Genomic DNA, 14,706 nt, shown 5'->3' with positions numbered 1-14,706 from the left:
TCCACCTGTTCGTGTCATCCTGCAAGGCTTTGCGCTGACACGACGACTGGAATTCCAGGGGGAAGACATGGTGGGGACGGCGATGGGGAGCCCGTCCGGTGGGGACGCCGAACAGGTTGCGCGGCTGGCCGCAGGCTCGCCGAACTTCGGTCACCTGCTCGGGCACGAGCCTTTACTGGTGACGCTGGGCTGCTCCGCCGAGTCGTACGTCCACACCGACCCGCACGCCGCCATGGTGAAGGCCCGCCTCTTCGGCGAGGTCATGACCCGCCACCTGGTCACGCTCCTCGGCCTCACCGTCCCGGGGTCCCGGCAGGTCGACAGGATCAACGCGCTTACCCGGTCCGGTGTCCTCGTCCCGCAAGTGAGGGCATGGTTCGAGGCAGTCCGCACGACGGGCAACAAGGCCGTTCACGAGTACTACGCCAACGTCCGCGAAGCCCTTCAGTCCGTGGAGCTGTGCTTCCGTCTCGGTGACTGGCTGCACCGCTCGCTCGACCGGTCCGACACCACGCATCGGGTCTTCCTGGCACCCGCGCCGCCCTCTGCCGCGCCCGCGCCCACCACTGTTGCCGACCAGCATGAGCTGGAGCAGCTGCGTACCGAACTCGACGCCTACCGACGCAAGCTGGAGGAGGCGCGGCTCAGCTACGACGGCAAGCAGAGCCGCTTGGAGCGTGAGCAGGCCGCCCGGGAGCAGGCCGAGGCGGAGCTGGCCCGTGCCGAGGCCGAACGGGTCGCGCTGCACGACCTGATCGCCGAGCTGAGTGGCAAGATCACCGAACTGACGACCCCGGCCATGGAGTCCCGTTCGGCCGCCCGTCCGCTGGACGGCGCCTCACGGCGTGACGAGTTCATCGCGCACGCGCAGAAGGCCGCCAGCCCGCCGATGAGCGAGGCGCAGGTCCGCGCTGCCCTGGACCGCGTCCTGGAGAAGGCGGGCTGGGCCGTTCAGGACGACGCTGCCAAGAACCTCTTCGCGGGCAAGGGTGTCGCCGTCCGGGAGGTCTCCACCGCCGTCGGTCGTGCCGACTACCTCCTCTACGTCGATCAGCGTCTGGTCGGTGTCATAGAGGCGAAGCGGGAGGGAGCCGACCTGGAAGCCGCCATGGAGCAGGCATCCCGGTACGCCACCGGCCTCACCCGCAGCCAGCAGCTCAGCGCCTGGCGGGCCAGCCTGCCCTTCCGGTACGTCGCCGACGGCAACACCGTCCGCTTCCACAACGCCCTCGACCCGTCTCCGCGCACGCGCGAGGTCTTCGCCGTGCACCAGCCGGACACGATCGCCCGCTGGGTGGAGGAGGCCGAGGCCGACCACAGAGCGCCGACTCTGCGGGCCCGGATGCGCCGCCTGCCGGATACCTTCCTCGACCCGGAGGACCTGCGCCCCGCCCAGGTGACCGCCATCAACGGCCTGGAGCGCTCCCTGGCCAAGGACGACCCGCGCGCCCTGATCCAGATGGCGACCGGTGCCGGTAAGACGTACACGGTGGTCAGCGAGAGCTACCGGCTGCTCAAGCACGCGGGTGCCAAGCGCATCCTGTTCCTGGTCGACCGCAACAACCTCGGCAGCCAGGCCGCGACCGAGTTCGAGAACTTCGACACCCCGGACGACGGTCGCAAGTTCACCGAGCTGTACGTCGTGCAGCGGCTCTCCGGAGACACCGTGCTGGGCTCGGCCCACGTGGTGGTGTCCACGGTGCAGCGGCTGTGGCTGGCGCTGACGGGGCGCGAGGTGCCGAGCGCCGACAGCGAGGACGCGTCCCTCGACCGCTACGACCTGGTCGACGAGCCGGTGGAGGTCGGCTACAACCCGGACCTCCCGCCTGAGGCGTTCGACCTGATCGTCGTCGACGAGTGTCACCGCTCCATCTACGGCAAGTGGCGCGCGGTCCTGGAGTACTTCGACGCCCACCTCGTCGGCCTGACCGCCACCCCGGTCAAGCAGACCTTCGGCTTCTTCTTCCAGAACCTGGTCAGCGAGTACCCGTACGAGCAGGCCGTCGCCGACGGCGTCAACGTCGACTTCGACGTCTTCCGGATCCGTACGGAGCTGGGGGAGAACGGCGGGACGATCCCGGCGGAGACGGTCGTCCCCATGCGGGAGCGCAAGACGCGCCGCGAGCGGTACCAGGAGCTGGAGGAGGACCTGGAGTGGAAGGCGTCCCAGCTGGGACGCCAGGTCATCAGCAAGGGGCAGTTGAAGCTCGTCGTCGAGACGTTTCGCAAGCACCTGTTCACGGAGATTTTCCCGCCGGTGGGGGAGGGAGAGGTGCAGCGTGCCCGGACGCACGTGCCCAAGACGCTGATCTTCGCCGTGGACGACAACCACGCCGACGAGATCGTGCAGATGGTGCGGCAGGTCTTCGGGGAGAGCGACGACTTCTGCCGGAAGATCACCCACGCGGCGAAGCGTCCGGCCGAGCTGATCAAGGCGTTCCGTAACAGCCCCGAGCTGCGCATCGCGGTGACCGTCGACATGATCGCCACGGGGACCGACATCCCGCCGCTGGAGTGCGTCTTCTTCCTGCGGGATGTGAAGAGCTGGGCCTACTTCGAGCAGATGAAGGGACGCGGCTCCCGGACGATCGACCCGGCGGAGTTCCAGGCCGTCACGCCGGACGCCGAGGTGAAGGAACGGTTCGTGATCGTCGACGCGGTGGGCGTGACGGACTCCCCGCGCGTGGACGCGCGCCCGCTGGTCAGGGTCTCCGAGCGGAAGATCCCGCTGGAGCGGCTGATGGCCAAGACGGCGGGGCTGGCGCTGACCGAGGACGAGGTCGCCACGCTGGCGGGGCGCCTGGCACGCCTCGATCGGCAGCTCACCCCCGAGGAGCGGGAAGAGGTCGAGGAACTGGCCGGGCAGCCGTTGCGGGAGATCGTGGGCGGGCTCGTCCGGTCCGTCGACCCCGACCAGCAGGAGCGGGCGCGGCGGATCGGCGGGCAGGCGCAGGTGCGGCAGGACATGCTGGACGCGCTGAAGCCGATTGCCTCCAACCGTGAGCTGCGGGACCGGCTCATGTCCATGCGCCGCGCGCACGACATCGTCATAGACGAGGTGAGCGTGGACGAGGTGATGGAGGCGCGCGGTGTTACGGCCGATGAGCTGGCGATGCGCAAGGTGACCTCCTGGCAGCAGTACATCAAGGAACATGAGGACGAGATCGCCGCGCTCAGCCTCGCGTTCGGCGAGCGGCGCGATCCGAAGGAGGTCTACCGGCGGCTGAAGGACCTTGCCCGGAAGATCGAGCGTCCCCCGTTCCAGTGGACTCCGGGGCGGCTGTACGACGCCTACGTGCAGCTGGGCAAGGCGGCTCGGCATCCACGGGGGGCGGCCGGTGTGGTGGACCTCATCGGGCTGCTGCGGTTCGAGCTGGGGTTGGAGGAGGAGGTACGGCCGTACCGGGCGCTGGTGGAGGAACGGTACGCGGCGTGGCGGGCCCGGCAGGAGCAGGCGGGGGCCGTCTTCACCGAGGACCAGGTGTGGTGGCTGGACCGGATCGTGGACGTGATAGCGACGGATGCGGCGATCGAGCCCGAGCATTTGAAGGACGTACCCTTCATCGAGCGCGGGGGCGTGGACGGGTTCCTTCGGGAGTTCGGGGCGGATCGGGGGGCTGAGATTTTGGATGAGCTGGGACGGGAGTTGGGTGCGTGAGCGAGGGCGGTATTCCTTCGGAGGTTCCGAAGGGGTGGGCACGTGTTCGGCTCGGTGACATTCTCGCCCGGATCGAGGCAGGCAAGTCCTACAAGTGCGAACCTCGTCCGGCTTCGGCTGAGGAGTGGGGGGTTATCAAGGTCAGCGCCATGACTTGGGGTGACTTTGATGAGGGCGAGAACAAGGCAGTGCCTGTCGGGTTTCCGTTCAATCCCGATTACGAGATTCGGCCGGGGGATATTCTACTGAGCCGGGCGAATACGGCTGCCTATGTAGGGGCCTCCGTGCTCGTGCGTCAGTGTCGTCCGCGACTGCTTCTCAGTGACAAGAGCCTTCGGCTTGTTCCGGCTGATGGTGTCGATAGGGAGTGGCTAGCATACCTGCTCTCGTCTCCGGTGATCCGTTCGCAAATCTCCGAGCGTGCTACCGGGACGAAGGACTCCATGCGGAACATTTCACAGGGGGCGCTGGAGGAGCTTGAGTGTTTGTTGCCTCCGGTGGAGGAACAGCGGCGCATTGTTGCCGCGCTCGAAGAGCAGTTGTCGCGACTGAACGCGGCAGTCGAGGCAGTAGAGCAGAGTAGCATGCGGTCAAGGCAACTATGGTCTGCCATCCTGCATCAGATGACGGAAGGAACACTGTCACGAGATGTGCGGCGTCCAGTTGCGTGGGCACGTACTGATGAGGTAGCCGTAGTTCAGGGCGGGATTCAAAAACAGGCTAAGCGTCGGCCGGTAGAAAATAAGTTCCCATTTCTGCGGGTTGCCAACGTGCCTCGTGGGAGGCTTGCGCTCGACGATGTCCACGAGATTGAGCTTTTCGATGGCGAACTCGAACGCTATAGGCTAAAAGTCGGGGACTTGCTCGTGGTTGAAGGGAACGGTAGTCCTGACCAGATCGGGCGCGCGGCATCATGGCGGGGGGAGATTGAAGACTGCGTGCATCAGAATCACCTGATCCGGGTTCGGCCAGGGGGAAGACTGCGAGCTGAATTTCTTGAACTTGCTTGGAATTCTCCCAAAGTTGCACAGCAGCTGAAGAAAGTCGCAAGCTCCACCAGTGGTCTGCACACGCTGAGTACTGCCAAGGTCAAGTCTGTGGAGATTCCTGTCCCTTCGCTGGAAGAACAGGACGCGCTGCTCGAAGCAGTACAGCAGTGGCGCACGAACCAGCTTGCCGCTGAGGCCGCACAACAGGCCGCTCTCATTCGTGCCGCTGGTCTCCGCCGTTCCCTCTTGGCCGAGGCTTTCGCTGGCCGTCTGATCCTCCAGGACTCCGCCGACGAGCCCGCTGAAGTCCTGCTCACCCGCATCCGTGAGGAACGGGAAGCGGCTGGAGCCACCAAGCCTCGGCGCCGGAGTCCCCGTCGGGCGCCCGCTCAGCGGAAGCGCACACCGGACACCGCACCCGCACCGCCGCCGAGGGCCGATGCTTCCGCTCTTGCCTCTGCCACCCAGCCCACCCTTGACCTGGAGATCCCCTCGTGACCGCGACCAAGGCCCGTCGGCTTGTCGACAAGCTCTGGAGTTACTGCCACGTCTTGCGGGACGACGGTGTCTCCACCATCGACTACGTCGAGCAGTTGACACTTCTCGTGTTCCTCAAGATGGCGCACGAGGCACAGTCCCGGCCTCCGATGTTCCGCGAGCAGATCATGCCCGAGGGGTCGGTCTGGGAAGGGCGTGGCTGGCCCGAGCTGCTGAACAGCGACGGTGCCGAGCTCGAAGCCGCCTACACGCAGCTCCTCGAAGACCTCGGAGCCCAGCGCAAGGGCACCACCTTCCACCTGATCTTCAACGGGGCCCGTAACCGCATCCACGACCCCGCGAAGCTCAAGCGCCTCGTGAAGGACCTGATCGACAAGGAGAACTGGTCCGGGCAGAAGACCGACATCAAGGGCGACGCCTACGAGGAACTGCTCTCCCGTGGCGCGGAGGACATCAAGTCGGGCGCGGGTCAGTACTTCACCCCGCGTCCGCTGATCCAGGCCATCATCGACTGCGTCCGCCCCACCCCGGACGACACGATCACCGACCCCGCCAGCGGAACCGGCGGCTTCCTGCTCGCCGCCGCCGAACACATCCTCAACGAGTACGGCAACCGCCTCACCCCCGAGCAGCGCAAGCACCTCAGCAGCGGAGGCATCTGGGGCACCGAGCTGGTCCGGAACACCGCCCGTCTCGCCGCGATGAACCTCTTCCTGCACGGCATCGGTCAGCCCACCGGACCCACCCTCATCCATGACCGTGACGCCCTCATCGCCCCGCCCACCAAGCGCGCGAGCCTGGTCCTGGCGAACCCGCCCTTCGGCAAGAAGTCGTCCATCACCGTCTACGGCGACGACGGCTCCGCCGCCCGCGAGGCCATCGCCTACGAGCGCCGTGACTTCTGGGTCACCACGACCAACAAGCAGCTCAACTTCGTCCAGCACATCGCCTCACTGCTGGAGATCCACGGCCGAGCCGCGGTCGTCGTCCCCGACAACGTCCTCTTCGAAGGCGGCGCGGGTGAGACCATCCGCCGACGCCTGCTGAAGGAGTACGACGTCCACACGCTGCTGCGTCTGCCCACCGGCATCTTCTACGCGGGCGGCGTCAAGGCCAACGTCCTGTTCTTCGAGCGTAGGCCCGCCCGTCCCGAGCGACCGTGGACCGAGAAGCTGTGGGTCTACGACTTCCGTACCGCCCAGCACTTCACCCTCAAGCAGAACCCGCTCACCCGGGCCCACCTTGAGGACTTCGTCCAGTGCTACCGGCCCGACGAGGACCGTTCCAAACGGGTCGAGACGGAACGCTTCAAGGCCTACACGTACGAGGAGTTGATCGCTCGCGACAAGGCCAACCTCGACATCACCTGGCTCCGCGACCCGAGCCTCGACGACGCGGACAACCTGCCCGCGCCCGAGGTACTGGCCGCCGAGATCGTCGAGGACCTCCAGGCCGCGCTGGAGGAGTTCGCCGCGATCGCGGAGACCTTGCAGCAGGCCCGAGGTGAGGGCCCTGCGGCGGAGGCGGCTCCTGTCGCCGACTGACATGCAGACGCGGCCCGCACCGTGGACTCGGTGTGGGCCGCGTGCGTTACGCGTCAGCGCCCGGACGCGTACGACAGGAAGGTCGCCCAGGTGGTGGGGGCGAGGGTGAGGCGGGGGCCGTCGGGGTTCTTGGAGTCGCGGACGAGGACCTGAGTCTCGTCCGGTGTGGCCACCTCGACGCAGTCGGGGCCGCTGGACGTGCTGTAACTGCTCTTTATCCACTCCAGCTTCATGTTTCTCCAAGCACTTTCTCGATGAGGGCCATCGACTCCCGTGGGCTGAGAGCCTGTGCCCGGATGATTCCATACTGGATGTCCAGGAGCTGCACCTCTTTCGGCTCCGTGATCACGCGGCTGATGTGCGCCACCTCGACATGACCGACCGTGGTGCCGTCCCCGAGCCTGACCAACCTGAACGAGCCGTCGAGCCCTGAGTTCTCCTCGCGGTTCAGGGGCAGTACCTGAAGGTCGACGTTGCGGAAGGCGCCAACCTCCAACAGCCGTTCGAGTTGCGCGCGCATCACCATCTTGCCTCCGATGGGCCGGAGAAGCGTCGACTCACACTGGACGAAGTTGAAGAGGGCGCGAGCTGTCGTGTCGCCGACGATCTCCTGCCGGGCCATGCGGGCCGACACCTGCTGTTCCAACTGGTCGGCGGTGAAGGGCGGGCGGCGGGCGCCGAGCACCGCCCGTGCGTACTCCTCGGTCTGCAACAGCCCATGAACGACGGAGTTGTTGTAGGCGCACAGCTCAACCGCCTCCGCCTCCAGCTTCTTCAGATCCCGTACCTTCTTCGGGTACCGGAGCTCCGCCACGTCCTCCTTGAACGCCGCGATCTTCCCGCCCGCGCCCAGCGCCTCGTCCGCCGCCTCCAGGTACTCCGGTCGGGGAATCCGCCGTCCCCGCTCCACGGACGAGACCGACTCCTCCCCGTACCCGATCGCCGCGCCGAACTCCGCCTGGGTGAGGCCCGCCGACTCCCGCCACAGCTTCAGTTGCCGGATGACCGTGCGCATCACGCCCCCGGCCTCCTCGTCGTCGGGCCCCGCGTTCCACTCGTTCACGTTCGCCACCTCTTCCTCGGTCGTCCCGTACCGCCCGGACGGGACCGGACGCCAGGCGGACGGCCAACGGCCGCACGGGCTGTCCGTCTTCACAGGCTACGCATGCGTGAACACGCTGGGTGACGTGAATCAGCAAACTCTCCTGCCCTCCGCCGCACCCGCCGTGCGCCGGTTCACCGTGCCGCTCTCCGCCACCCGCCGAGGTGCCCGTCTCGCCCGGCTGCTCGCCGTTCAGCAACTGAGTGAGTGGGGGGTGCCGCTGGATCCGGCGCGGTTGCTGGTGGCCGAGCTTGCGGCGAACGCCGTGCTGCACGGGCGGGTTCCCGGGCGGAGCTTTCGGCTCACGCTCTCCGTCGCTGGGTCTGGCGTTCTCCGGATCGAGGTCACCGATCCTCGTGGTGATCGGTTGCCCTCCGGAGCACCCAGCGGTGATGTACCTGCCGAGTCCGGGTACGGGCTGGCGATGGTCGAGGAACTGGCCGACCGGTGGGGCGTACGGGTCGGGCCCGTGCCGTGCAAGACCGTGTGGGCGGAGGTCGGGCTCCGGGCCTGACCGGAGCCCGGGGATACGGGACTCGGTGGGCCGGTCGTCGGGGGTGCGGGCGGTAAAAGGAGTTAAGAACTCCCTGGAAAGAACCCTCCCAACCCAACCAAACCTCCCGGACGTCACTCACGCGGGTGAACCCGGCCAACTTGGCTGGCGCGCTGGGGGATTGGGCGGGCAGGCTCGCCGTGACAACCGCAGACATGCATCGGCCCTCGCCGGGACTGGCATCCCAGTGCGAGGGCCTGACCAACGAGGAAGCAAGGACCTTCCCCATGGCTGAGACGCAGCTTAACGCTGCCCTGCGTGCGAAGCAGGGCGTTCGGCACACCGCCACCCGGTCCGGTGTCACCCACGTCCGTGCGTACCACCCCAACCGGTACACGATCGTCGGCAACCACCTCGCCCTGCACCGCGAGCTGTCCGTGACTGCCATCGGGCTCGCCGTCCACATCCTGTCGCTGCCCGAGAGCGCCCCGGTCGACATCCGCACCCTCGCTGAGCGGTTTCCCGAGGGGCGGGACCGGATCGCCTTCGCGCTGCGGGAGTTGGAGGCGTGCGGGTATCTGGAGCGGGTGCGGGAGCGTACGGCTGAGGGGCAGATGGTGACGCGTACGTACGTCCACCATGGGCCCGGGGGAGCCAGCGGTCGCCGATGCTGTCGCCGACGACACCGATGTCGTACCGGCGCCGACGCCGAGGCCGGTCGTACGCGAACCGGCTCCGCTTCCGGAGCCCGAACCTGAACCCCGGCGGGGGCCCTCCCACGAGCGCGCCGTCTCCCTGCTCGCCGGGTTGCGCCGTACCGACGAGCGGCTCACGCTCTCCCGCCGGGAGGTGGAGCGGCTGGCCCCCGTTGTCGCCGAGTGGCTGGACGGTGGGGCCAGCGCCGCTACCGTCAACCGGATGCTCACCGTGGACCTGCCTGGTGAGCTGCGGTCCGCGTCCGCGCTGGTCGGCTACCGGCTGCGGGAGTCGCTGCCGCTGCCCCTGCCCGCCGTGCCCGTGTTTCCGGCTCCCGAGGTCGGGCGGAGCCGCCCGCATCCCTTCCAGGACTGCGACGGCTGCGACCGGGTCTTCCGGGCGCCCGAGCCAGGGCTCTGTCGGAGTTGCCGTGCTGAGCGGTTGCCGGTTGCCGGCGTACCAGCCGTGGCCTGAGGGCTGTGGTGGCAGATCATCCGCGGGGGCCTCGCAGCCGCGCGAGGGGCCGACGCCGCGTCGGCAAACCCCGGGGTCGGACGGGCGTAGCTTGGTCGTATGACGACGACGTACGGATCCTTTCCGGGTACGCGGCCCCGGCGGCTGCGTACCACGCCCGTGATGCGGCGCATGGTCGCCGAGACGCGGCTGCACCCGGCCGATTTCATCCTGCCCGCGTTCGTGCGCGAGGGCGTCAGCGAGCCGGTGCCGATCGAGGCGATGCCGGGGGTCGTGCAGCACACGCGCGACAGTCTGAAGAAGGCGGCCGCGGAGGCGGTGGCGGCGGGGATCTCCGGGATCATGCTGTTCGGGGTGCCGGAGGAGGCGAAGAAGGACGCGGCCGGGACGCCGGGGACCGATCCGGACGGGATTCTCCAGGTGGCCCTGCGGGATGTGCGGGCCGAGGTCGGGGACGACCTGCTCGTCATGTCCGACCTCTGTCTCGACGAGACCACCGATCACGGGCACTGCGGGGTACTCGACGCGGAAGGGCGCGTCGACAACGACGCCACCCTTGAGCGGTACGCCGAGATGGCGCAGGTGCAGGCGGACGCCGGGGCCCATGTGGTGGGGCCCAGCGGGATGATGGACGGGCAGATCGGGGTCGTCCGGGACGCGCTCGACCAGATCGGGCGGGAGGACGTCGCGATCCTGGCGTACACCGCCAAGTACTCGTCCGCCTTCTACGGGCCCTTCCGGGAGGCCGTCGGGTCGTCGCTGAAGGGTGACCGCAAGACCTACCAGCAGGACCCCGCCAACTTCCGGGAGTCGATGCGGGAGTTGGCCCTCGACCTGGAGGAGGGGGCCGACATGGTGATGGTGAAGCCCGCCGGGCCCTACCTCGACATCCTGGCGCGGGTCGCGGACGCGGTGGACGTGCCGGTGGCCGCGTACCAGATCTCCGGTGAGTACTCGATGGTCGAGGCCGCGGCGGAGAAGGGCTGGGTCGACCGGGAGCGGGCGATCCTGGAGACGCTGACCGGGATCAAGCGGGCCGGGGCGCGGAACATCCTGACGTACTGGGCCGTCGAGGCGGCGCGGTTGCTGCGCTGAGGGCGGCGGAGACAACGGATCGGGCTCGCTGCGGCCTCGGTTCGGCCACTGGGCGGACTCGGTCGGCATTCAGTTCGGCAACGGACCGGATTCGGTCCGGGGAACGCCCGGTGGCCGACCGGGACGGTGACGGTGCCGGCCGGGGGATCTGTCCGAGAATCGCCGCTCGGAGAGTGCCTCGCGGAGGGGTCAGGGCCTGTGTCGGTGTGCTGAGCAGTGCGGATCAACCGTATTGACGGGTTCTCGTCAGCTTTTCTAAGTTCTGCGTCTGGCCTGATCCATTAGGGGATCGGCTGAGTGGTCTTACGTCGATCCCTGGGGGACGCAATGAGTTGGTTCATCGAGGTCATCAAGAAGTACGCGGTATTCAGCGGCCGGGCGCGCCGCAAGGAGTACTGGATGTTCGCGCTCTTCTACCTGATCTTCTACGTCGTCCTCGCCGCCGTCGGTGCCGCGATCGACGCCGTGTGGCTGCCCGCGCTCCTGACGATCGCGCTCCTGCTGCCGTCCCTGGGTGTCTCCGTGCGCCGCCTGCACGACACCGGCCGCTCCGGCTGGTGGATCCTCATCGGGCTCGTCCCGCTGGTCGGCTTCATCGTCATGCTGGTCTTCGTCTGCTCGGACAGCCAGCCGGGCGCGAACCAGTACGGCCCCAACCCGAAGGAAGCGCCGGTCGCGGCCTGAGGTCGTCGGTGAAGGATGGCAGCCCTCCCGGGCCGCCATCCTTCACTGAACTTTTACCGTTCTGTAGGGTGTCGCTCCGTGAAACGCATCCTGATCCGGTCCGGGAAGAGTCCCTTCCGTGTCGCCACGCCGACAGAGTTCATCCACCAGGACCTGATCGGGACGAACACGGGCAACCTGCTCTTCAGCGACTCCGCCCACAAAATGCTGTCGACGCCGGACACGGAGGTCACCTCCAACGGCATCCGCACCGATCCGTCCGCCCGGCGGGCCGCGGAGATCAACGAGCGGTACGACGTCTTCGTCGTCCCCCTCGCCAACGCCTTCCGGCCCAGTTTCCACGCCTCGCTCGACCGGCTCTCCACGCTCATCGAGCAGCTCACCATCCCGGTCGTCGTCCTCGGCGTCGGGGCGCAGGCGCCCGACGACTACGACACCGGGTGGCTGAAGCCCATGGAGGCCTCGGCGAAGCGTTTCGTCTCGGCCGTGCTCGACCGCTCCGCCTCCATCGGCGTCCGCGGTGAGCTGACCGCCTCCTACCTGAAGGACCTCGGGTTCCCCGCCGACCGGATCGACATCATCGGCTGCCCGTCGATGTTCCTGTACGGCGACACCTTCCCGGAGACCCGCGAGGCCGAGCTGACCGAGGCCTCCCGCCTCGCGCTCAACCTCTCCCCGGACGCGATACCCGTCGGCGACGTCTCCGGCGTCGCCCGCTACGCGTGGGAGCGCTACCCGCACCTCACCTACTACGCGCAGAACCTCGACGACGCCGAACTGCTGCTCTGGGGCGACACCACCCCCGAGTCCGGCCGCGAGGACGCCTTCCCGCTCCAGCTCAGCCACGACCTGCTGCGCGAGAACAAGGTGCGCATGCCGCTCGACCCGGCGACCTGGATCGACGAACTGCGCGCCTACGACTTCGCCTACGGCACCCGCCTGCACGGCAACATCGCCGCACTGCTCGCCGGAACGCCCGCGGTCCTGCTCAGCCACGACTCGCGCACCCTCGAACTGTGCCGGTACTTCGACCTGCCGTACCGCTCGCTGGCCGGGCTGCCCGCCGAGACCGACCCCCGTGAGCTGTACGAGACCGCCGACTTCTCCGCCCTGCGCAAGGGGCACCGGGAGCGCTTCGAGCGGATCGTCGCCTTCCTCGACCGCAACGACCTGGAGAACACCTACTCCCACGGCGACCGCGGCGCCGCCTTCGACGCCCGCCTCGCCGCGCTGGACCTGCCGCCCTCCATGCCGGTGTGGGACGGCTCCGACGACGGCCACATGCGGTACCGCATCGCCCGGCTGCGGGAGCGGCTCGCCGCCTCCGACGCCAAGCTGGCCACCACCGGCGCCAAGCTGGCCGCCGCCGAGAAGCGCGCCACCGAGACCGCGCGCCGCCTCGACACCGCCCGGCAGGAGCTGACCGACACCCGCGAGCGGCTCGCCGCGCTGGAACGCCGGGTCAGCGGCGTCGAGAAGCGCGCGATGGTACGCATCGGTCCCGCGCTGCGGCGCCGGACCCGTGGGTTGCTGGGCTGGGGCGGCGGCCGGAAGACCGGGTGACCCCGCGGGCCCCGGTGACCTCCGGCCGCAGCTGCGTCAGAGGCGTTCCGGGGTGCGGATGCCCAGGAGGGCCATGCCCTGGTGGAGGGTGCGGGCCGTGATGTCGCAGAGGAACAGGCGGTTCTCCACCTGGGCCGGGGTCTCCGCCTTCAGCACCGGGCACTTGTCGTAGAACGTCGTGTACAGCGAGGCGAGCTGGTACAGGTACGCCGCCATCTTGTGGGGCGCGTACTCCGACGCCGCCTCCGCGACCGTCTCCGCGAACGCGTCGATGTGCAGGCCCAGGGCGCGCTCGGCCCCGTGCAGGCCGAGGTCCGGGTGGGCGGCCGGGCGTACCTCGCCCGCCTTGCGGAGGATGGACTGGATACGGGCGTACGCGTACTGGAGGTAGACGGACGTGTCGCCGTTCAGCGAGACCATCTGGTCCAGGTCGAACTTGTAGTCGCGGTTCGCCGACGTCGACAGGTCGGCGTACTTCACGGCGCCGATGCCGACCTGGGCGCCGCGGTCAGCGATCTCCGCGTCCGTGAGCTGGTGCTGGGTGTCCTTCTCCCGGACCACCGCCGTCGCCCGCTCGATCGCCTCGTCGAGGAGGTCCACCAGGCGTACGGTCTCGCCCTCACGCGTCTTGAACGGCTTGCCGTCCTTGCCGAGGACCGTGCCGAAGGCGAGCTGGTACGCCTTCACGTCCTCGTTCAGCCAGCCCGCCCTGCGCGCCGTCTCGAAGACCATCTTGAAGTGCAGGGACTGGCGGGCGTCGACGACGTAGATCAGGCTGTTCGCCTTGAGGTTGAAGACCCGGTCGCGGATCGCGGAGAGGTCCGTGGCCGCGTAGCCGTAGCCGCCGTCCGACTTCTGGACGATCAGCGGGACCGGGTTGCCGTCCGGGCCCTTGATGTCGTCGAAGAACACGCACAGCGCGCCCTCCGAGCGGACCGCCACACCGGACTCCTCCAGCAGGCGGCAGGTCTCGGCGAGCATGTCGTTGTAGCCGGACTCGCCGACGATGTCGGGGTCGCGGACGTCCATGTCCAGCTTCTCGAAGACGGAGAAGAAGTAGATCTTCGACTCGTCGACGAACTTCTGCCACATGGCGAGGGTGTGCGGGTCGCCCGCCTGGAGGTCGACGACCCGGCGGCGGGCCCGCGTCTTGAACTCCTCGTCGGAGTCGAAGAGCCTGCGGGCGGCCTTGTAGAGGCGGTCGAGGTTGGACATCGCCTCCTCGCCGCTGACCTGGGTGTCCTCGGTGTCCTTGTGGTCCAGTTCGTGCGGGTGCTCGTCCAGGTACTGGATCAGCATGCCGAACTGGGTGCCCCAGTCGCCGATGTGGTGGCGGCGGACCACGTTCTCGCCGGTGAACTCCAGGAGCTGGACCACCGCGTCGCCGATCACCGCCGAGCGGAGGTGGCCCACGTGCATCTCCTTCGCCACGTTCGGCTGGGCGTAGTCGATGACCGTGGTGCCGGGGGCCGCGGTGGTCGGCACGCCGAGGCGGGCGTCCGGGTCCTCGGCGCGGGCGGCGAGGTTGGTCGTGATCGCCCGGTCGGTGACGGTGATGTTGAGGAAGCCGGGGCCGGAGACCTCGATGTCCTTGATCACGTCGCCGGTGGTGACGTGGGTGACGACCTGGGCGGCGAGGTCGCGGGGGTTGGCCTTCGCCTTCTTCGCGAGCGCGAGGATGCCGTTGGCCTGGTAGTCGGCCCGGTCGCTACGTCGCAGCAGCGGGTCGACTCCGTCGGCTTCCGGGAGGGCGGAAGTGAGGGCGGCGGCGAGGTGCTGGTGGACGGTGGCGGTGAGGGACGTGACCGGGGCCATGGGGTGGGTGCCGTTCTCCTCGTGGGTGCGGGTGGATGTGGTCAGTATCCCACGGGGGGTAAAGGGAATTTCCGGGTGCGGGGGGTGGGGGTGCT

12 protein-coding genes are annotated in these 14,706 nt (G+C 68.4%); 9 read left to right on the top strand and 3 right to left on the bottom strand.

Annotation, left to right across the window (positions count from 1 at the left end):
• The first annotated feature begins 67 nt into the window (after positions 1-67).
• The 3 genes from KBY47_RS24740 to KBY47_RS24730 are packed head-to-tail and all read left to right on the top strand — an operon-like array spanning position 68 to position 6,689.
• Positions 68-3,658, top strand: coding sequence for a DEAD/DEAH box helicase family protein (locus tag KBY47_RS24740; RefSeq protein WP_210924352.1), 3,591 nt, complete (start codon positions 68-70; stop codon positions 3,656-3,658).
• Positions 3,655-5,145, top strand: a complete 1,491-nt coding sequence (locus KBY47_RS24735) for a restriction endonuclease subunit S (protein ID WP_210924349.1) — start codon at positions 3,655-3,657, stop codon at positions 5,143-5,145. Before KBY47_RS24740 ends, KBY47_RS24735 begins: the two co-directional genes overlap by 4 nt.
• The gene (locus KBY47_RS24730; protein ID WP_210924347.1) at positions 5,142-6,689 is read left to right on the top strand and encodes a class I SAM-dependent DNA methyltransferase; all 1,548 of its coding nucleotides are present in this window, start codon (positions 5,142-5,144) and stop codon (positions 6,687-6,689) included. The genes KBY47_RS24735 and KBY47_RS24730 overlap by 4 nt, the downstream gene beginning before the upstream one ends.
• A gap of 53 nt (positions 6,690-6,742) precedes the next feature.
• On the opposite strand, the gene KBY47_RS24725 is transcribed toward KBY47_RS24730, so the two are convergent.
• The gene (locus tag KBY47_RS24725) at positions 6,743-6,922 is read right to left on the bottom strand and encodes a DUF397 domain-containing protein (RefSeq protein WP_210924345.1); all 180 of its coding nucleotides are present in this window, start codon (positions 6,920-6,922) and stop codon (positions 6,743-6,745) included.
• Complete coding sequence (locus KBY47_RS24720) at positions 6,919-7,752, bottom strand: helix-turn-helix transcriptional regulator (RefSeq protein ID WP_210924343.1); 834 nt, start codon at positions 7,750-7,752, stop codon at positions 6,919-6,921. The genes KBY47_RS24725 and KBY47_RS24720 overlap by 4 nt, the downstream gene beginning before the upstream one ends.
• Before the next feature lie 106 nt (positions 7,753-7,858).
• Between KBY47_RS24720 and KBY47_RS24715 the strand changes: the two genes are divergently transcribed.
• The 6 genes from KBY47_RS24715 to KBY47_RS24695 all read left to right on the top strand — a co-directional run bounded on the left by KBY47_RS24715 (position 7,859) and on the right by KBY47_RS24695 (position 12,796).
• Positions 7,859-8,305 carry an ATP-binding protein gene (locus tag KBY47_RS24715; RefSeq protein WP_374103107.1) on the top strand — a complete coding sequence of 149 codons (447 nt, stop codon included), beginning with the start codon at positions 7,859-7,861 and terminating at the stop codon, positions 8,303-8,305.
• 266 nt (positions 8,306-8,571) lie between these two features.
• Positions 8,572-9,042, top strand: coding sequence for a hypothetical protein (locus KBY47_RS37275; protein WP_308405267.1), 471 nt, complete (start codon positions 8,572-8,574; stop codon positions 9,040-9,042).
• Between the two features lie 49 nt (positions 9,043-9,091).
• Positions 9,092-9,454 (top strand): hypothetical protein, encoded by a 363-nt coding sequence (locus KBY47_RS37270; protein ID WP_308405266.1) that lies wholly within the window; start codon positions 9,092-9,094, stop codon positions 9,452-9,454.
• Between the two features lie 99 nt (positions 9,455-9,553).
• Positions 9,554-10,549, top strand: a complete 996-nt coding sequence (hemB, locus tag KBY47_RS24705; protein ID WP_210924342.1) for a porphobilinogen synthase — start codon at positions 9,554-9,556, stop codon at positions 10,547-10,549.
• 327 nt (positions 10,550-10,876) lie between these two features.
• Positions 10,877-11,233, top strand: coding sequence for a DUF805 domain-containing protein (locus KBY47_RS24700; RefSeq protein ID WP_210924340.1), 357 nt, complete (start codon positions 10,877-10,879; stop codon positions 11,231-11,233).
• A gap of 78 nt (positions 11,234-11,311) precedes the next feature.
• Positions 11,312-12,796: a polysaccharide pyruvyl transferase family protein gene (locus KBY47_RS24695; RefSeq protein WP_210924338.1), complete on the top strand. Its 1,485-nt coding sequence runs from the start codon at positions 11,312-11,314 to the stop codon at positions 12,794-12,796.
• Positions 12,797-12,832: 36 nt separating this feature from the next.
• On the opposite strand, the gene argS is transcribed toward KBY47_RS24695, so the two are convergent.
• Entirely contained in the window at positions 12,833-14,611 is a 1,779-nt protein-coding gene (gene argS / locus KBY47_RS24690) for an arginine--tRNA ligase (RefSeq protein WP_210924328.1), read from the bottom strand.
• Between the last annotated feature and the right edge of the window lie 95 nt (positions 14,612-14,706).

Origin of the sequence: Streptomyces sp. B93 (genome assembly GCF_018070565.1) — a bacterium.
GTDB lineage: Bacteria > Actinomycetota > Actinomycetes > Streptomycetales > Streptomycetaceae > Streptomyces.
The sequence above is the reverse complement of the archived record's forward strand: the minus strand, read 5'-3'. Positions and strand labels throughout refer to the sequence as shown.

Coding starts and splice junctions, on each gene's coding strand:
- argS (WP_210924328.1), bottom strand. CDS start 14,611: ATGGCCCCGGTCACGTCCCTCACCGCCACCGTCCACCAGCACCTCGCC.
- KBY47_RS24740 (WP_210924352.1), top strand. CDS start 68: ATGGTGGGGACGGCGATGGGGAGCCCGTCCGGTGGGGACGCCGAACAG.
- KBY47_RS24700 (WP_210924340.1), top strand. CDS start 10,877: ATGAGTTGGTTCATCGAGGTCATCAAGAAGTACGCGGTATTCAGCGGC.
- KBY47_RS24725 (WP_210924345.1), bottom strand. CDS start 6,922: ATGAAGCTGGAGTGGATAAAGAGCAGTTACAGCACGTCCAGCGGCCCC.
- hemB (WP_210924342.1), top strand. CDS start 9,554: ATGACGACGACGTACGGATCCTTTCCGGGTACGCGGCCCCGGCGGCTG.
- KBY47_RS37275 (WP_308405267.1), top strand. CDS start 8,572: ATGGCTGAGACGCAGCTTAACGCTGCCCTGCGTGCGAAGCAGGGCGTT.